We start from the raw sequence: 16,633 nt of genomic DNA, 5'->3' as shown, positions 1-16,633 counted from the left end.
CGGGGATCAGCCCTTGACGGCGCCGGTGAGCATGCCCTTCCTGAAGTGCTTCTGGACGAAGGGCGAGAGGACGGCGACGGGCAGCAGGGCGAGGACCATGACGGCCATCTGGACGGCGAGCCCGGAGAGGTTGCCCGCCTTGACGGCCTGGCCGAGGCCGACGGGGATCTCCTGCTTCTGGGCGAGCTGGATGAGGACGTTCTGCAGCGGCATCATGTTCTGGTCGCTGAGGTAGATGGAGGCGTTGAACCAGGCGCTCCAGTAGCCGACCGCGTAGAAGAGGGTGATGACGGCGATGACCGCCCGGGAGAGCGGCATCACGATCTGCCAGAGGATCCGCAGGTCGCCGGCGCCGTCGATGCGGGCGCTGTCGATGAGTTCGGGTGAGACGCCCATGAAGAAGCCGCGCAGGACGAGGATGTTGAAGACGCTGACGGCGCTGGGGAGGATCAGCGCGAGATAGGTGTCGGTGAGGCCGAGGGTCTGCACGAGGAGGTACGTGGGGATCAGGCCGGCGCCGAAGAACATGGTGGCCATCAGGGTGAGCAGGATGAAGCGGTGGCCGAACGAGCCGGGCCGGGACAGCCCGTACGCGCAGAGAACCGACACGGCCATGGAGAAGAGGGTGCCGGTCAGGGTGACGAGGACGCTGACGACGGCGGCGCGGGTGACCTGGCCGCCGCTGAGGAGTTCCTGGTAGGCGATGAAGGTGATGTCCCTGGGGACGACCACGAGACCGCCGGTCTCGGTGATCGTCTTCTTGGAGGAGAGGCTGGTCACCACCACGATCCACAGCGGGAAGAGGACGGCGAGGCAGGCGAGGGCGAGGACCGCGCCCTTGGCCGCGAGGCCGGCTCTGCCGGGCGGTTCCTCCCAGACGGGGCGGGCGGGTGCCGCCCACCACGAGGTGCGGTGCCGTGCCGCTTCCGGGTGCCGCGTTTCCGGGTGCCGTGTCACTTCCGGGTGCCGTGTCATTTCCGGTACACCCCCTGCTCGCCCATGAGATGGGCGGCCTTGTTCGCCGAGAGCACCAGCACGAGGCCGACGACTCCCTTCACGAGCCCCGCGGCGGCCGCGTAGCTGAAGTCCTGGCTGCGCAGACCGGTCCACCACACGAAGGTGTCGAGGACCTCGGCGGCCCCCGGTCCGACGGCGTCGCGCTGGAGCAGCAGTTGTTCGAAGCCGACGGTCAGGGCGTCGCCGACGCGCAGGACGAGCAGCAGCGCGATGACGGGCCGCAGGGCGGGCAGGGTGACGTGCCACATGCGGCGCCACCGGTTCGCCCCGTCCATGGCGGCGGCCTCGTACAGGTCCTGGTTGACGGCGGCGAGCGCGGCGAGGAAGACGATGACGCCCCAGCCGGCGTCCTTCCAGATGCCCTCGGCGGTGACGAGGAACTTGAAGACCTCCGGGTCGGTCATGAGGTCGAAGCCCTCGTGGCCGTGCTGCCGGAGGGTCTGCGCGATGATGCCGGCGCCGCCCAGGATCTGCTGGAAGACGGTGATGACGAGCACCCAGGAGAAGAAGTGCGGCAGGTACAGGATCGCCTGGACGACCGCTCTGACCCGGGGGCGCAGCACGCTGTTGACGAGCAGGGCGAGCGCGATGGGCACCGGGAAGAAGAGGACCAGCTGGAGCAGGAAGAGGACGAGGGTGTTCTCGACGGCGTGCCAGAACCCCGGGTCGGAGAAGACCCGTTCGAACTGGGCGAGGCCGACCCACGGGCTCTCCAGGATGGCGGTGACGCCGTTGGTGGAGACGTACGGGTCGTAGTCCTGGAAGGCGACGACGTTCCCGAGGATGGGGACGTAGTGGAAGACGGTGACCAGGAGGAGGGCCGGGACGGTCATGAGGAGGAGGGTCCGGTCGCGCCGGAGCCGCCGGCCGAGCGGGACGCGCCCGTCGGTACGGCTCCGGCGGCGGTCGCGGTGCCGGTCCCGGAGGCGGTGGCCGCGCGGGGGCGGGCCGGCGTCGGACCGTCCCGCCGGGTCCGCCCTCTCGGTGTCGAGCGTGCTCACGGTCAGCTCGCCGCGGAGCCGTTGGCGTCGAGGAGCTTCTTGTACCAGTCGCGGAGCTGGTCGCCGCCCTTCGTCTTCCACTCGGAGACGGCCTGCTGCATGTCGGAGACCTTCTTGCGGCCGCGGACGATGTCCTTCTCCAGCTGCTCGAAGTCGTTCATGAGGCCCGTCCAGCGGGACGGCTCGGTGACCGTCATGCCGTAGAAGGAGGACTTGGAGGTGACGGCGCCCATGCGCTGCTGCCACTCGATCATGGCCCGGGTGACGTCGGGGGTGTCGGGGTGGGCGATGTAGGGGGCGGGGCTGGCGACGAACATCCAGGAGCTGCTGACCTCCTGGTTGCCCTTGTCGGTCTTGACCGGCAGGCCGTCCTTGACGGTGTGGTGGACGCCCTCGACCCCGTAGTCGGTGAGCATCCGTTCCTTGGTGCCGTAGGGGGCGGCGGTGAAGTCGGCGACGGCGAGGGCGTCCTCGATCACCGCCTTGGAGCTGCCCTTCCGGACGAAGGCCCAGATGTTGGCCGGGTTGGTGGCCCACAGTTTCGGGAGGCCGCCCGCGTGGCCGGGGATGTCCATGGCGGCCATGGCGAACTTCGGGTTCTGCGTGGCCTGTTCGGAGGTCTTGGCGTACCAGTGGGAGAGGTCGTTGTTGTAGATGAGGCACTGTCCTGCGGTGAAGCGGTTGCCCGCGTCGCCCTGGTTCTGGGCCTTCTCGTCGGGGTGGACGACGCCGGCGTCGAAGAGCTTGCGGGTCCATTCGAGCGCTTCGAGGTACTCAGGGGTCTCGATGCGGTTGATCAGCTTGCCGTCGGCCAGGTGCCAGCCGAGCGCCTTGTCGCCGCCGTTGAGCACGCCGAACATGCTGTAGGCGGTCCAGGTCATGTCGCCACAGGCCCACACCTTGGCCCTGGCGCTGGTGATCTCCTTGGCGAGGGCGAGGAACTCGTCGGCCGTCCTGGGGAGTTGCCAGCCCTTCGCGTCGAAGACGTCCTTGCGGTAGAAGGGCGCGATGTTGGTGACGTAGGAGGCCGGCATGGGCAGGCCGCGGAGCTTGCCGCCGAAGATCGAGCGCTGCCAGGCGTCGGTGGGGATGGCCGCGAGGTTGGGGTAGGCCTTGACCTTGTCGCCCGCGAGGTACGGGCCGAGGTCCTCGAACTTGGCGTCGACGGCGCTGGGGATCTTGCCGCCGAGGTTCCAGCCGGGGACGACGACCATGTCGGGGATCTCGCTGGAGGCGAGGACGGCGCCGAGCTTCTGGTCGTAGACGTTGCCGTCCTGGTTCTGCCAGGTGGCGCGGACGCCGATGGCCTCGTTCATGGCCTGGTAGTACGGGTTGTCGGGGGCGGGCGGCGGTCCCCAGAACGGGGCCATGATCGTGAGGGCGCCGCTCTTGCCGCGCTTGGCGGGGACGGAGGCCTTGAGTTCGGCGCTCGGGATGGCGCGGGTGAAGCCGGCCGCCGAGCCGTTCTTCGGTGCGATGTCGGGGGCGACGACGGTGCTCGCGACGAAGGCGGGGAGGAGCTTCGCCGCGTCCTTGCCGGTGGTGGTGCCGTCCTTCTTCCCGGTGTCCGTCCCGCCGCCACCGCAGGCCGCGAGCAGGGGGGCGCCGCCGGCCACCGCGGCGGCGGCGACGGCGGTGGAGGCGAGGAAACCCCTCCGGCTCGGGGTGGTTCTCCGGGAGCCCGTGGAGACGGCGTTCGGCGTCATTGCGTCAACCCTTCATGGCACGCGCCAGGACATACGGCGACCGTCGAGGTGCCGGCCGGCTGCGGTGGTGGAGGTGGTGCGGGCGGGGCGGTATCCCCGGCGCCGTCGACGGTTCGAGTCGAAGCGCTTCGATATTGCTGCGAGGTTAAGTGAACGTCACAGGCGCGGCAAGAGTCGTTCCCGAGAAACTCGGGGTTTTCGCGTCCTGTCCACTCTTCCCAAGTAGCCGTGGAGGGAAGGGGAGTGCTCGTGGCGCACGCCTTGACACCCGCCCTTCCCGACCGGAGCATCGAAGCGCTTCGAAATCCTCGCCCCTGCCGACATCCGCCCTCCTCTGCCAAGGGACTCGCACGTGACCGCACACCGGCCGCCCTTCCGTGACCCGGCCCTCCCCGTCGCCCGGCGCGTCGACGACCTGCTCGACCGGCTCACCGCCGACGAACGCCTCGCCCTGCTGCACCAGTTCACGCCCGCCGTCGACCATCTCGGCCTCGCGGCCTTCCGCACCGGCCAGGAGGCCCTGCACGGCGTCGCCTGGCTGGGTCCCGCGACGGTGTTCCCGCAGTCCGTGGGCCTGGGCGCGACCTGGCACCCGGAGCTGGTGCGCCGGGTGGGCGAGGCGGTCTCCCGCGAGGTGCGGGCGATGCGCGCCAAGGACGACCGGGCGGGCCTGAACGTCTGGGCGCCCACGGTGAACCTGCTCCGCAACCCGCTGTGGGGACGCGGCGAGGAGGGGTACGCGGAGGACCCCGCCCTGACCGCCGCGATCGCCACCGCGTACACCCGGGGGCTGCGCGGCGACCACCCCGTGCACTGGCGCACGGCACCGGTCCTCAAGCACTGGCTGGCCCACAACAACGAGACCGCGCGCGACACCTCCTCGGCCTCCGTACGGCCCCGGGTGCTCCACGAGTACGACCTGCGGGCCTTCCGCGGCCCCGTCGAGGCGGGCGCGGTGGCCGGGGTGATGCCCGCGTACAACCTGGTCAACGGGCGCCCGAACCACCTCTCCCCGTACCTGGAGGACGAGCTGCGCGGCTGGACGGACCAGGAGCTGTTCGTCTGCTCGGACGCGGGAGCGCCGTCCAACCTCGGTGACTCCCAGGGGTACTTCGCCACGCACGAGGAGGCCGTGGCGGCGGCGCTGCGCGCCGGGGTCGACTCCTTCACCGACCACGGCACGGACGCCTCGATCGTCCTGGAACGGCTGCGCGGGGCGCTCGAACGCGGCCTGATCGGCCCGGAGGACGTGGACCGGGCGGTACGGCGGCAGCTGACCGTGCGGTGTCTGCTCGGCGAGTTCGATCCCGACTCCGGTCCGTACGCGGACGAGGGGCGGTTCGACACGTCCGAGCACCGGGAGCTGGCCCTGGAGGCGGCGGAGGCGGCGGTCGTCCTGCTCAGGAACGAGCCCGTGGGCGAGGAGGGGCCGCTGCTCCCGCTCGGGCGGCCGGGGCGGATCGCCGTGGTGGGGCTGCTCGGGGACGCCTGCAAGCTGGACTGGTACAGCGGTGCGCTGCTGCACCGGTCCTCGCCGCTCGACGGGCTGCGGGAACGGTTCGGCGCGGACCGGGTGACGTTCGCCGAGGGGGTGGACCGGATCCGGCTGCGCACCGCGTCCGGCACCCTGCTGCGGGTGCCGGAGAGCGGGGCGGCCGGCCCGGTACGGGGTGCGGAGGGCGCGCTCGACCCGGCGCTGGTCGCGGGCCGCACCGACCTTCCGCCGCTCACGGCCGACGCCGAGGGCTCGGAACTGGCCCTGATCGACTGGGGCGGCGGGGTGCTGACCCTGCGCGCCCCCGACGGCCGGTACCTGTCGGTCGCCGAGGACGGGTTCGTCCGCGCCTCGGCGGACGAGCCGGGCGGCTGGGTGGTCCAGGAGACCTTCCGGCTCGAATCCGCCGAGGGCGACGGCGGCGACGGGGACGGCGACCACGGGACCGGGCACCTCCTTCTGCACCTGGGGACGGGTGGCTACGTCTCTGTCGCCGCCGACGGCGTGAAGGTTGCCGCCGGCCGGGAATCCGCCGCGGTGTTCTCGGTCGAGACCGTCGAGCGGGGCGAGGAGGCGGTCGCCCGGGCCGCCGCGGGGGCGGACGTGGTGGTCGTCGTCGCCGGGAACGACCCGCACGTCAACGGCCGCGAGACCGAGGACCGTACGACGCTCGACCTGCCCGCCCACCAGGAGCGGCTGTGGCGGGCGGCGTACGCCGCGAACCCGCGGACCGCCCTCGTCCTGGTCTCCTCCTACCCGTACGCGGTGCCGGAGGCCGCCGCCACGCTCCCGGCCCTGCTGTGGACCGCGCACGGCGGTCAGGCGGCGGGCACGGCGCTGGCCCGGGTCCTGGCCGGTGACGTCTCCCCCGCGGGGCGGCTCCCGCAGACCTGGTACGCGGCGGACGCGGACCTGCCCGACCTCTTCGACTACGACGTGATCGGGGGGCGCCAGACGTATCTGTACTTCGACGGGACGCCGCTCTTCCCGTTCGGGCACGGACTGTCGTACACGAGCTTCGGGTACGGGGAACTGTCGGCGTCCGTCGGCGGGAAGACGGTACGGATCGGCTGCGCGGTCACCAACACGGGCGCCGTCGCGTCGGACGAGGTGGTCCAGGTGTACGCGCGCGCGGTGGCGCCCTCCGTCCCGCGCCCGCACCGCGAACTCGTCGCCCACGAGCGGGTGCGGCTCGCGCCGGGCGCCTCGGCCCGGCTGTCCTTCGAGGTGCCGGTGGCGGCGCTCGGCTTCTGGGACGTGACCCGCGGCCGGTGGGTCGTGGAGGCGGGCCCGTACGAGTTCCAGGCGGGCGCGTCCAGCGCGGACGTACGCCGCACGGTCCGCGTCGAGGTGGCCGGCGAGGCGCCGGGTACCCGCCCGGTCCTGGTGGCGGGCCTCGCGGCCGCCGACTACGACGAGCAGTCGGGCACGGTGATCGTGGACCGTACGAAGGTCTCGGGCGACGCGGTGGCTCCGGCGGCCCCTGACGTGCCCGGCACCCTGCTCTACCGTGCGTGCGACTTCGGCGACGGCGTCACGGAGGTCGCCGTGACGGCCTCGGGGACGGGCGAGTTGGCGTTCTTCACGGCCGACGGGACGACCGCCCTGGCCGGCGTCACGGTGGGGCCGTCGGACGGCCCGTACGCCTACACCACCGTGGGTGCGGCCTGTCACGTCCGGGACGTGACGGACCTCCGCGTCGAGCTGCGCGGGCCGGTGCGCCTCGCGCACGTCGCCTTCTCCGGTTGAGGGTCCGGAGAAGCGCGACGACGGGGTGTCCCGCCAGTCTCCTCCCGACGGGACACCTCACCGGGGTCCGGCACCGAAGCCATCCGGTGCCGGGCCTTGATCACGCGCGGGATAGGGTCGCCCGGTACATGACACCGGGGAGGGCTCCACATGATCGACAAGACGTCCGTACGACGCGCCGCGCTGGTCGCCGTCACTCTGGCGGCCCTGGCCGTCTCCTGCGGTACGGCCCCTGAGCCCGACCGTCCGGCGGAGGGCGCGGGGGCGGCGACCACCCCCACTCCGACCGGCGAACTCGCCCCCGCCTCCGGCGAGAAGGTCCGTGACGCCTTCGCCACTCTCCAGGCCACACTCAACGATTCCTGCGCGACCGACTGCGCCTACTTCCTCGGCCGCGTCCACAAGGAACTCCAGGAGCTGGACGGGGCGATGAAGGCAGACCCCAAGGGGCCCGGACACTTCCCCGAGCCGATCCAGAAGATGACCGAGCTCAACAAGGCACTGGCCGGGGACAGTTCCTACGAGAACCTGAAGAAGCACGAGAAGCTGCTCATCGGCACCCGCGACTTCATCAACACGTGGATGCAGGGCCACCCGGACGACTACCGCTGACCACGGCGCCCCGGGTCGCCCCGCCCTCGTTCCTCAGACGCCGGACCGCCGCGCCTTGACCGAGTCGACGAAGACCGCGAAGGCGGCGGAGACGGCGAGGGCCGGACCGGCCGGAACCTTCGAGTCGCGGACGGGGACGACGGCGATGATCGAGGGCCTGCTGCGGCACCGCGCGGACACCGAGATCGAGTCCGACTACGTGGACACACACGGCGCGAGCGTCGTCGGGTTCGCGTCCACCGAACTGCCCAACTTCCGCCTGCTGCCGAGGCCGAAGAACATCGGCAGCATCCGCCTGTACCGCCCGGACGACACCCCACCCGGCCGGCCCGCGCTCGGTTCGGTGAAGCGGTTCATGCCGGTGTTCCCGTCAGGGTGTGCGCGAAGTGGTCACTGAGGTGGGGCATCCAGTCGGACCGCGCGTTGCCGAGGAGGTGGTCGCCGTGCGGGACGGACAGGTAGCTGCCGCGCGGCGCCAGGCGGGCCAGGGCCTCGCCGTTCGTCACTCCGGGGATGATGTCCTGGCCGCCGTCCACGACCAGCAGCGGGGCCGCGATGCGGGGTGCCAGGGCGGCGAGGTCCACGTGACGTACGAACTCGCGGGCAGTATCGGCACCTCCCGTGCGTCCGGCCATGATGTCCCTTACCGGCGGGGGTAGTTCCTCCCAGTCGAGGCGGAAGGGCCCGCTGACGGTGGCGACGGCCGCCACGCGCGGCTCAAGGGCAGCGGCCCTGGCCGCGAAGTAGCCGCCCAGACTCAGGCCGACGAGTCCGACACGTGCGACGCCGAGGGCGTCGATGACCCGGCCCACGATCCGCTCGTAGTCCGGTACGAAGGTCGTGGTGGCCGCGAGCACGCCCTGCCCGGGGCCGTCCATCGCGAACACCGCGAGGCCCCTGGCCAGTAGCGCGGAGGCCAGATCGAGGAACTCCTCCTTGGCCGAGTCCAGGCCGGGGACGACGACCACGGTCCCCGGTGCGTCGGCGGGGCCGCGCAGCCAGCCGGTGAATCCCTCGCCGCTCACCCGCCGCGCACCGGGCTCCAGCACGGCGAGCGCCCTGCTCAGGGCGTGGTCCGCCTCGGCGGCGGCACCGGACGCGTCCGCGTACGGCGCCAGGGTGGCCAGGTGGAACCACCGGGCCGCCGTCAGGAGGTACTCCCCCGCGGAGAGGAACGACCCCGTGTCTTCCGCGAGCTGGAGGTAGCCGTGTCCGGTACGGAGGAAGGCCGGGCCCCAGTCGGCGACGGAGGTGAGGCCCGCGGTGACGCGCCGGTACTCGTGAGGGTCGACTCCCGCGCCGGTGGCGCGTGTCCACTGGGCGGCGGCGAAGTCGGTGGCGCTCATCGTGTTCCTCCGGTCAGCAGGACGGCCTTGCCGCGTATCCGGCGCTCTCGCAGGTCGACCAGGGTGTCGGCGGTCTGTGCCCAGTCGGTGATGCGGCCGATCTCCGGGTGCAGCCGGCTCTGTTCCACGAGATTCACCAGGGCTGAGAGATCGGAGCCGTACGGGGCGCCGGCGTAGTGGAAGTGCTGGATCGTGACGCGCTCGGGCCCGCCGAGGAGGTGGAAGAAGTCGAGGGTCACCGGGGTGCGGCTCGCCTGGCCGAACCAGACGAGCGTGCCGCCCGGGCGCACCTTGGACAGGGCGAGCGGCAGATCCGGCCCGCCCGTGGACTCCAGCACGACATCGAACGGCCCTTGAGCCGCCTCGACCTCGTGCACCACGTTCGCGCCCAGCTCCGCAAGCCGCTCGCCACGCACCGGCGTGGCCGTCACCGCGGTCAGGTCGGCTCCGGCACCGATGGCCAGCTCGGTGACGTAGTGGCCGACGCCGCCTGAGGCGCCGGTCAGGAGCACCCGTCGGCCGGCCAGGGAACCGGCCGTACGCAGCAGCCGCAGGGCGGTGATCCCGGCCAGCGGGAGGGCAGCCGCCCGTACGCTGTCGATGCTGTCCGGGAGGACCGCGAGCGAGTGCGTGGGCACGGCGGCGTACTCCGCCCAGCCGCCCTGCGCCGGATGCCCGACCACGCGGGTGCCGACGCCGGGGCCGGTTCCGTCGGCTGCCGCCTGTACGACGAGCCCTGCGACGTCCTTGCCGGGCAGTACCCCCGGCCGGGGGTGTTCGAGCAGGAACGTCTCGCCCCGGTTCGGGGCGAACGCCTCGACCTTGATCAGTGTCTCGCCGGGCTCAGGCACGGGCTGGGGGACTTCGGCGAAGGTGACCGGGCACGCCGCTTCTCCCGTAGGAATCAGTCTTTGCATGCGGAGGATGCAACCCCCGCGGCCACCCCATGATCCAACAACGAACAGGCAAGGCCAACAACTTGTGGTTGTCGCCTATGGTGGGAACCATGGATCTCGACGTGGCGCAGGTACGTGCCTTTGTGCGCACCGCCGAGGAGCTGCACTTCGGGCGGGCGGCCGGGACGCTCGCCATCTCTCAGCAGGCGCTGTCCAAGAGGATCGCGCGGCTGGAATCTCTGCTCGGTACCGCACTGTTCCAGCGCGGTGGCAACGGCGTACGCCTCACCGAGGACGGCCGGCGTTTCCTCCCACCTGCCCGGCAGGTCGTGGCCGCCGCCGACACCGCAGTCGCGGCGGTGGTCGGCAAGGAACGTCCGCTGCGGGTGGACGTCTGGGGACACCTCTACGCGCCGATGCGGACGCTGGCCCGGGTCGCCGGGCGGGCCGGAGAGCTGGCGTCGGGGCACGGGCGCGATCTTCCGTCGGTGACGACGGCATTGCTGCACGGCGACATCGACGCGGCCTTCGGCCGGGTCCACCCCCCGCTGCCCGCCGGCCTTGCCCACCGTCTCGTCCGCCTCGAACCGGTGGACGCCGTACTGAGCGCGGACCATCCGCTCGCAGCCGAACCGGCACTGCGGCCGGACCAGTTGCGCGACAGCGTGCTGTGGGCACCCGGCGCGTTGCACCGGCTCGACTTCCTCCATCGGTTCGCCGACCGATTCGGCATCCGGAGCACAGCCACGAGCGTCAACCTGGGGCTCTCCCATTTCCTCGCCGAGGTGGCGCAGGACCCGCGACGCTTCTCGCTGCTTCCTGCCGATGTGCCGCTGCCGGAGGTCACCGGATTGCGCTCCGTCCCCCTGGTCGATCCCACGCCGCTGTACGCCTGGTCGCTGCTCTGGCGCACCGGCAACGGGCACCCGGGCCTGAACGGCCTCGCCGCCGCCTGCGCCGAGGAAGCAGGGCGAAGCCGATGGCTGGAGTACGACCCGACCCGCGACTGGCTGCCCGAGCCACCGGCGAGCGGTCCCGGTCCCGGATCAGAATGACCTTGCAAGGCCTGTGGAGCGGCCCGGACGCGGCATCGAGCTTGCCATGCTCGCCGAGGGGCTGAAGGCCGGCGATGTCGGGCTGGAGTTCCTGACCGGGGAGCTGAAGGGATCGCACGATTCCCCCGGCATCGTGTTCACCGTGCTCGCGGCCATGTCCGGCATGGAGCGCGAGTACATCCGTGACCGCCCCCTCGAAGGCCACGAGTCCGCCCGCAAGCGCGGCAGACCATCGGCGGCGCGGGCGTCACCGACGAAGACATGCTGTCCATGGCCCTTCACCTGCGTGACCAGGAGAGGAGTCTGCGCGACATCGCCAAGCGGCTCGTCGTCACCACCGGTACGAAGAAGGGCCGGCGTCCCTCACCCGCCACGGTCATGCGGATGCTGCGAGAGCACGACGAGCAGGCCACCACGGCGGCGAGCCCATGATCACACCCCGCTGGTTTGCGGCTGGTGTCCGAGCCAGGACTCCGGGGCCATGCCCGCGCGCCGCATGGACGGTGGATGCGCAGAGGAAGGCAGTGGCTGACGGCTCGTCCCGGCCTCAGGGGGATGGCTCGGGCATCGTCCGGGGGAAGGCCCGTCGGTAGCTGCTCGGCGACACCCCGACCTGTTTGAGGAAGTGGTGGCGGAGGTTGTTCGCCGTGCCGAGGCCGCTCAGTTCCCCGACCTTCTCGATCGGCAGGTCCGTCGATTCCAGCAGGCTCTGCGCCCGTCCCAGGCGCTGGTTGAGGATCCACTGAAGTGGAGTCGTCCCGGTGGCCGCCTGGAGCCGTCGGTAGAAGGTCCGCGGGCTCATCGCCGCGCGCTGCGCCAGGTCCTCGACCGTCAGGGGTCGGTCCAGGTGTGTACGGGCCCAGTCCAGTACGGGCCCCAGGCTCCCGTCGTCGGTGGTGGGCACGGACAGGTCGATGAACTGCGCCTGTCCGCCGGGCCGGTGGGCGGGCACCACCATCCGGCGGGCCAGTTGATTGGCGACGTGCGCGCCCAGGTCACGGCGTACCAGATGGAGACAGAGGTCGAGTCCGGCGGTCAGCCCGGCGCTGGTGAGCACATCGCCGTCGTCCACGTACAGCACCGAGTCGTCGACCTGCACCTTCGGGTAGCGCTCGGCCAGTTGGGCGGTGTGCATCCAATGGGCGGTGGCGCGTCGTCCGTCGAGCAGACCCGCCTCGGCGAGTGCGAAGGCGCCGGTGCACAGGGAGACCATGCGGGCGCCCGCTTCGTGGGCGTCGCGCAGGGCCGTGATCAGTTCCCGCGGCAGCGGCCTGCCCTCGTCGACACAGGGGTCGGGCACCGAGGGCACGATGACCGTGTCGGCGCCGACGAGGTCGTCGAGCCCGTAGCGGGTCCGCAGTGACAGGCCGGCCCCGGACGGGGAGTCGTCCTGCTGCCGCTCTCCCGTACTGCACAGCCGCAGGTCGTACCAGGGGTCGGCCAGGTCGGGCTGCGGCTTCCCGAAGACGGTGCAGGGGATGCTCAACTCGTACAGATCCCATGAGGGGAATCCGATGTCCTCGGTCACGACCAAGGCGACGGAGCCAGGATTCATGCCCCGAAGGGTACGGCAGGAATTTGGTGGTCGCCGTCACCGGTGTCACTGTTCCCGGCCACCGCGCGCTGCGATCTTGGTCCTTACGTGACCGGCCGCCGCAGGCGGACGAACAGGGAGTTGTGGCATGTCTTCTGATCATTCGCCAGTAACCGTCATGGGGTTGGGATCGATGGGCTCGGCGCTGGCCGCCGTACTGCTGGAGCGGGGCCACGAGACCACCGTGTGGAACCGCTCGGCGCACAAGGCCCAGCCGCTGGTCGACCGGGGTGCCCGGCCGGCCGCGACACCCGAGGAGGCGATCGCGGCGAGTCCCGTGACCATCGCCTGCGTACTGGACTACGAGGTGCTGCGCGCCGTACTCGACCCCGTCGCCGGGTCCCTCGCGGGCAAGGTCCTGGTCAACCTCACCTCCGGTTCCCCCGAGCAGGCCGACGAGACCGCCGCGTGGGCCCGGTCGCACGCCGCCGACTACCTCGACGGCGCGATCCTGACCACCCCGCCGGGAGTCGGCAACCCCGAGACGATGTTCCTCTACAGCGGTTCCCACGCCGTCTTCGAGGCCCTTCGTCCGACCTTGGGGGCCCTAGGCGATCCCCTGTACCTGGGCACCGACCCGGGCCTGGCCTCCCTCTACGACGCCGCCCTGCTCGGCCTGATGTGGTCCACCATGACCGGCTGGCTGCACGGCACCGCGCTGGTCGGCGCGGAGAAGATCCGGGCCACGGCCTTCACCCCTGTCGCGATCCGCTGGCTGACCGCCGTGACCGGCTTCCTGACCACCTACGCGCCCCAGGTGGACGCCGGCCGTTACCCGGGCGACGACGCCACCGTCGACGTGCAGATCGCGGCCGTCGACCATCTCATCCACGCCGCGGCGGCCCGCGGCATCGACAACGCCCTGCCCGAACTCCTCAAAGCCACCATGGAACGGACCCGGGCCGCAGGCCACGGCTCCGACAGCTACGCGAGCGTGATCGAGGTCCTGAGGAACCCGGCGGACGTCACATGACCGCGACAGAACGACCGTGACACCGACAGCCACCACTCGTCCCGGGCGGGACCTGCCGGGGCCCGGGTAGTACGGCGCTTCCCCGGGTCCCGTTCGTCGTGGACCCGCGCGTCGGTCTCACCGGCCGAGGGGCCGGCGGAACCGACCCCGGGAGCCCGGCACCGGATCTTTCGGTGCCGGGCTCCGGTCACGCCTCCCCGGGGAACCGGGCTCAGACCACCCAGGCGCCGTCCCGCATGAGGTGGCGGCCGGCGAGTTCGGGCTCCTCGTGCCATGCCTCCACGGCGGTCGGACGGGCCCGGAACCAGACGTACGCGGGGCCCGAAACGCGCGGGTCCCAGCCGCACTTGGCGGCGAACCCCTCGATCGCCGCCGTCGGCACGTCCTCGACGGGCAGGGTCGTCACCGTCCCGTCGAGCAGCACCACGTCCCGGGTGTGTCCGAGCGCGAGCCGGGTCCGTCCTCCGGTGCTGAGGTTGCGCCCGGTGGGGTTGGTGAGGCGGGTGCAGAGCCAGATGTCCGCGCCGTCCCAGTGGAAGGCCAGCGGTACGAGGTACGGCGTCCCGTCGGCGGCCGCCGAGGACACCCAGATGTCCACCTCTTCCGCCAGGCGCCCGAGGACGTCCTTCTTGCGCTGTTCGGGACCTCGTGTCGTCCCCGTGTTCGTCATGTCCCCGACCCTACGGGCGGATCGGACCGTGATCCGTCCGGTGGCGCGCCCGCCTCATCCACCAAGGCCTCCCGGCCCCAGGACGCTTACCGTGTAAGGCAGTTCCGTTCCCCCCACCGACGCCCGGGGGCCTTCCGGTGTGCGGGTGACCTCGTACACGGCCGCCGGGGCGCCGCCGTGGTCCGGGACCGTGACCGTGGTCGTCGTGCCGGGCGCGCCGCCCGGGGCCACCAGCAGTGTGAGGCCGTCGGGCCAGTCGCCGTCCGGGCGGGAGTCGTCGGCGCCCAGCGGGAGGACCGCGCCGGGGCGGACGTACAGGGGGAGGCTGTCGAGGCCGTGGGTCTCGTGGCGCCAGCGGGGGCCGGTCACCGTCTCGCCGGTGAGGAGGTGGGTCCACTCCCCCTCCGGGACGTACACCTCGGCCTCGCCGCCCGGCGTGAGGACGGGGGCGACGAGCAGGTCGGGGCCGAGCATGTACTGCCGGTCCAGGGTCCGGCAGGCCGGGTCGTCGGGGAACTCCAGGAGCATGGGCCGCATCACGGGGACGCCGGTCGCGTGGGCCTCGGCGGCCGCCCCGTACAGGTACGGCATGAGGCGGTGCTTGAGCCGGGTGAAGCGCCGGGCGACCTCGACGGCCGCCTCGCCGAACTCCCACGGCACCCGGTACGAGTCGCTGCCGTGCAGCCTGCTGTGCGAGGAGAGCAGCCCGAAGGCGAGCCAGCGGGTGAAGACCTCGGGCTCGGGCGTGCCCTCGAAGCCGCCGATGTCGTGGCTCCAGAACCCGAAGCCGCTCAGGGAGAGCGAGAGGCCGCCGCGCAGCGACTCGGCCATGGCCTCGAAGGAGGCCCAGCAGTCGCCGCCCCAGTGGACGGGGAACTGCTGGCCGCCGGCGGTGGCGGAGCGGGCGAAGAGGACGGCCTCGCCGGTGCCGCGTTCCTTCTCCAGGAGGTCGAAGACGGTCCGGTTGTAGAGCTGGGCGTAGTAGTTGTGCATGCGCTCGGGGTCGGAGCCGTCGTGCCAGACGACGTCGGTGGGGACGCGCTCGCCGAAGTCGGTCTTGAAGCAGTCGACGCCCTGTGCGAGCAGGGGCCGCAGCTTGTCCTGGAACCAGGTCCTGGCCTCGGGGTTCGTGAAGTCGACGAGGGCCATGCCGGGCTGCCACAGGTCCCACTGCCACACGTCGCCGTTGGGCCGGCGGACCAGCAGGCCGCGGGCCGCGGCCTCCGCGAAGAGCTCCGACTTCTGGGCGATGTACGGGTTGATCCACATCCCGACGCGCAGGCCCCGGGCCTTGAGCCGGGTCAGCATGCCCTCGGGGTCGGGGAAGGTCTCCGGGTCCCAGCGGAAGTCGGACCACTGGTACTCGCGCATCCAGAAGCAGTCGAAGTGGAAGACGGAGAGCGGGATGTCCCGTTCCGCCATGCCGTCGACGAAGGAGGTGACGGTGGCCTCGTCGTAGCGGGTGGTGAAGGAGGTGGTCAGCCAGAGGCCGAAGGACCACGGCGGGGGCAGGGCGGGGCGGCCGGTGAGCGCGGTGTAGCGGGCGAGCACCTCCTTGGGGGTGGGTCCCGCGACGACGAGGTACTCCAGGGTCTGGTCCTCGACGCTGAACTGGACCTGGCCGACGGCCTCGGATCCGACCTCGAAGGAGACGCGGCCGGGGTGGTTGACGAAGACGCCGTAGCCGCGCGAGGAGAGGTAGAACGGGATGTTCTTGTAGGCCTGTTCGCTGCTGGTGCCGCCGTCGGCCTGCCAGATGTCGACGCTCTGGCCGTTCTTCACGAAGGGGGTGAAGCGCTCGCCGAGGCCGTAGATCTGCTCGCCGACGCCGAGCGCGAGCTGGACGGCCATGTGGTGGGCGCCGTCGGGGGTGGTGACGAAGGCGGTGCCCTTGCGGCCGGCCTCGGTGAGCGTACGGCCGTCGGTGTCCTGGAACTCCAGGGTCCAGGGTGCGGAGCGGTCGAGGCGGAGGCGCAGCGGCCCGGAGGTCAGCTCGACGACGGGTCCTTCGGTGCGGACCGTGCCCGCGCCGGTTCCGGAGCCGTCGAGGGCGAAGTCGGGGCCCCGGCGGACCGTGCCGGCGTGGTGGGTGACGCGGACGCCGATGACGCCCTCGGCGGGGGCGTGGCACTCGACGGTCAGGAGGGCCGAGTTCAGCGTGTCGCCGCGGGTCTCGACCCGTCTGACGGAGGCGTGGGCGGTGAAGCGGTCGGCTTCCGGGCGCAGGTCGCGGACTTCGGTGGCGTACGAGGCGTGGACACCCTCGCGCATCAGCCAGAAGCCGTCGGTGAACTTCATGCTGGTCCTTGGGGATGGGGTGGGAGGGGCGGCAGGGGCCCCGAATAGTTATCCCAGAAAACAAAACGGCGAACCAGACCCGCGCCGCAGGAGCCCCTCGCGGACACCACAGGAGCTCCTCGCGAAAACCGCAGGTGCCCCTCGTAGAAAACGCTTGCGCGAAGCATTGACGAAACACGAACGCCCCCATAGCTTCATGCCCGTTGCACTTCGTACGTCAT

The 16,633-nt window shown here is 71.6% G+C and carries 15 protein-coding genes and 1 pseudogene; 7 read left to right on the top strand and 9 right to left on the bottom strand.

Going from position 1 to position 16,633, the window contains the following annotated elements; genetic code table 11:
- Positions 1–6 precede the first annotated feature (6 nt).
- From ACFWUY_RS23035 to ACFWUY_RS23025, 3 genes are read right to left on the bottom strand one after another with little or no spacing between them, the layout of a single operon-like run.
- Entirely contained in the window at positions 7–975 is a 969-nt protein-coding gene (locus ACFWUY_RS23035; RefSeq protein WP_384111836.1) for a carbohydrate ABC transporter permease, read from the bottom strand.
- The gene (locus ACFWUY_RS23030) at positions 972–2,018 is read right to left on the bottom strand and encodes an ABC transporter permease (RefSeq protein WP_384111833.1); all 1,047 of its coding nucleotides are present in this window, start codon (positions 2,016–2,018) and stop codon (positions 972–974) included. The genes ACFWUY_RS23035 and ACFWUY_RS23030 overlap by 4 nt, the downstream gene beginning before the upstream one ends.
- Before the next feature lie 2 nt (positions 2,019–2,020).
- Positions 2,021–3,724, bottom strand: a complete 1,704-nt coding sequence (locus ACFWUY_RS23025; protein ID WP_384111830.1) for a Tat pathway signal sequence domain protein — start codon at positions 3,722–3,724, stop codon at positions 2,021–2,023.
- 352 nt (positions 3,725–4,076) lie between these two features.
- On the opposite strand from ACFWUY_RS23025, the gene ACFWUY_RS23020 reads away from it, so the two are divergent.
- Together ACFWUY_RS23020 and ACFWUY_RS23015 are read left to right on the top strand one after the other, a co-directional pair.
- Positions 4,077–6,968, top strand: a complete 2,892-nt coding sequence (locus tag ACFWUY_RS23020) for a glycoside hydrolase family 3 C-terminal domain-containing protein (protein ID WP_384111827.1) — start codon at positions 4,077–4,079, stop codon at positions 6,966–6,968.
- Positions 6,969–7,118: 150 nt separating this feature from the next.
- Entirely contained in the window at positions 7,119–7,580 is a 462-nt protein-coding gene (locus ACFWUY_RS23015; protein ID WP_384111824.1) for a hypothetical protein, read from the top strand.
- Between the two features lie 33 nt (positions 7,581–7,613).
- Here ACFWUY_RS23015 and ACFWUY_RS23010 read toward each other — a convergent pair whose 3' ends face one another.
- The gene (locus tag ACFWUY_RS23010; RefSeq protein ID WP_384111821.1) at positions 7,614–7,760 is read right to left on the bottom strand and encodes a DUF397 domain-containing protein; all 147 of its coding nucleotides are present in this window, start codon (positions 7,758–7,760) and stop codon (positions 7,614–7,616) included.
- Here ACFWUY_RS23010 and ACFWUY_RS23005 point away from each other — a divergent pair.
- Positions 7,726–7,977, top strand: a complete 252-nt coding sequence (locus ACFWUY_RS23005; protein WP_384111817.1) for a Tn3 family transposase — start codon at positions 7,726–7,728, stop codon at positions 7,975–7,977. The two genes, ACFWUY_RS23010 and ACFWUY_RS23005, sit on opposite strands and share 35 nt — an antisense overlap.
- Here the strand turns inward: ACFWUY_RS23005 and ACFWUY_RS23000 are convergent.
- Positions 7,934–8,926 (bottom strand): alpha/beta hydrolase family protein, encoded by a 993-nt coding sequence (locus tag ACFWUY_RS23000; RefSeq protein ID WP_384111815.1) that lies wholly within the window; start codon positions 8,924–8,926, stop codon positions 7,934–7,936. The two genes, ACFWUY_RS23005 and ACFWUY_RS23000, sit on opposite strands and share 44 nt — an antisense overlap.
- Positions 8,923–9,843, bottom strand: a complete 921-nt coding sequence (locus ACFWUY_RS22995) for a zinc-binding dehydrogenase (protein WP_384111812.1) — start codon at positions 9,841–9,843, stop codon at positions 8,923–8,925. The genes ACFWUY_RS23000 and ACFWUY_RS22995 overlap by 4 nt, the downstream gene beginning before the upstream one ends.
- An 89-nt stretch (positions 9,844–9,932) precedes the next feature.
- Here ACFWUY_RS22995 and ACFWUY_RS22990 point away from each other — a divergent pair, with 89 nt between their 5' ends.
- The 3 genes and pseudogenes from ACFWUY_RS22990 to ACFWUY_RS22980 all read left to right on the top strand — a co-directional run bounded on the left by ACFWUY_RS22990 (position 9,933) and on the right by ACFWUY_RS22980 (position 11,309).
- A complete protein-coding gene (locus ACFWUY_RS22990; protein ID WP_384111809.1) occupies positions 9,933–10,877 on the top strand; it encodes a LysR family transcriptional regulator in 945 nt (314 codons plus the stop codon).
- 46 nt (positions 10,878–10,923) lie between these two features.
- Positions 10,924–11,046 (top strand): annotated as a pseudogene (locus tag ACFWUY_RS22985) (recombinase family protein); the annotation flags it as partial.
- A gap of 101 nt (positions 11,047–11,147) precedes the next feature.
- Positions 11,148–11,309 carry a hypothetical protein gene (locus ACFWUY_RS22980; protein ID WP_384111988.1) on the top strand — a complete coding sequence of 54 codons (162 nt, stop codon included), beginning with the start codon at positions 11,148–11,150 and terminating at the stop codon, positions 11,307–11,309.
- A 115-nt stretch (positions 11,310–11,424) separates the two neighbouring features.
- On the opposite strand, the gene ACFWUY_RS22975 is transcribed toward ACFWUY_RS22980, so the two are convergent.
- A complete protein-coding gene (locus tag ACFWUY_RS22975; protein WP_384111806.1) occupies positions 11,425–12,432 on the bottom strand; it encodes a GlxA family transcriptional regulator in 1,008 nt (335 codons plus the stop codon).
- 127 nt (positions 12,433–12,559) lie between these two features.
- Between ACFWUY_RS22975 and ACFWUY_RS22970 the strand changes: the two genes are divergently transcribed.
- The gene (locus tag ACFWUY_RS22970) at positions 12,560–13,444 is read left to right on the top strand and encodes an NAD(P)-dependent oxidoreductase (RefSeq protein WP_384111803.1); all 885 of its coding nucleotides are present in this window, start codon (positions 12,560–12,562) and stop codon (positions 13,442–13,444) included.
- Between the two features lie 211 nt (positions 13,445–13,655).
- Here the strand turns inward: ACFWUY_RS22970 and ACFWUY_RS22965 are convergent, their stop codons facing one another.
- The gene (locus ACFWUY_RS22965; protein WP_384111801.1) at positions 13,656–14,114 is read right to left on the bottom strand and encodes a pyridoxamine 5'-phosphate oxidase family protein; all 459 of its coding nucleotides are present in this window, start codon (positions 14,112–14,114) and stop codon (positions 13,656–13,658) included.
- A 54-nt stretch (positions 14,115–14,168) separates the two neighbouring features.
- On the bottom strand, positions 14,169–16,412 hold the full coding sequence (gene yicI, locus ACFWUY_RS22960) for an alpha-xylosidase (protein WP_384111798.1): 2,244 nt from the start codon (positions 16,410–16,412) through the stop codon (positions 14,169–14,171).
- Between the last annotated feature and the right edge of the window lie 221 nt (positions 16,413–16,633).

This window comes from Streptomyces sp. NPDC058664, from assembly GCF_042716635.1.
Lineage (GTDB): Bacteria > Actinomycetota > Actinomycetes > Streptomycetales > Streptomycetaceae > Streptomyces.
This window is presented reverse-complemented; position numbering and strand designations above follow the sequence as displayed.

What these genes read in the sequence shown, in the direction of transcription:
- ACFWUY_RS23035 (WP_384111836.1), bottom strand. Translation starts at nt 975, where the DNA reads ATGACACGGCACCCGGAAGTGACACGGCACCCGGAAACGCGGCACCCG.
- ACFWUY_RS23025 (WP_384111830.1), bottom strand. Translation starts at nt 3,724, where the DNA reads ATGACGCCGAACGCCGTCTCCACGGGCTCCCGGAGAACCACCCCGAGC.
- ACFWUY_RS23015 (WP_384111824.1), top strand. Translation starts at nt 7,119, where the DNA reads ATGATCGACAAGACGTCCGTACGACGCGCCGCGCTGGTCGCCGTCACT.
- ACFWUY_RS23005 (WP_384111817.1), top strand. Translation starts at nt 7,726, where the DNA reads ATGATCGAGGGCCTGCTGCGGCACCGCGCGGACACCGAGATCGAGTCC.
- ACFWUY_RS23000 (WP_384111815.1), bottom strand. Translation starts at nt 8,926, where the DNA reads ATGAGCGCCACCGACTTCGCCGCCGCCCAGTGGACACGCGCCACCGGC.
- ACFWUY_RS22995 (WP_384111812.1), bottom strand. Translation starts at nt 9,843, where the DNA reads ATGCAAAGACTGATTCCTACGGGAGAAGCGGCGTGCCCGGTCACCTTC.
- ACFWUY_RS22990 (WP_384111809.1), top strand. Translation starts at nt 9,933, where the DNA reads ATGGATCTCGACGTGGCGCAGGTACGTGCCTTTGTGCGCACCGCCGAG.
- ACFWUY_RS22980 (WP_384111988.1), top strand. Translation starts at nt 11,148, where the DNA reads ATGGCCCTTCACCTGCGTGACCAGGAGAGGAGTCTGCGCGACATCGCC.
- ACFWUY_RS22975 (WP_384111806.1), bottom strand. Translation starts at nt 12,432, where the DNA reads ATGAATCCTGGCTCCGTCGCCTTGGTCGTGACCGAGGACATCGGATTC.
- ACFWUY_RS22970 (WP_384111803.1), top strand. Translation starts at nt 12,560, where the DNA reads ATGTCTTCTGATCATTCGCCAGTAACCGTCATGGGGTTGGGATCGATG.
- ACFWUY_RS22965 (WP_384111801.1), bottom strand. Translation starts at nt 14,114, where the DNA reads ATGACGAACACGGGGACGACACGAGGTCCCGAACAGCGCAAGAAGGAC.
- yicI (WP_384111798.1), bottom strand. Translation starts at nt 16,412, where the DNA reads ATGAAGTTCACCGACGGCTTCTGGCTGATGCGCGAGGGTGTCCACGCC.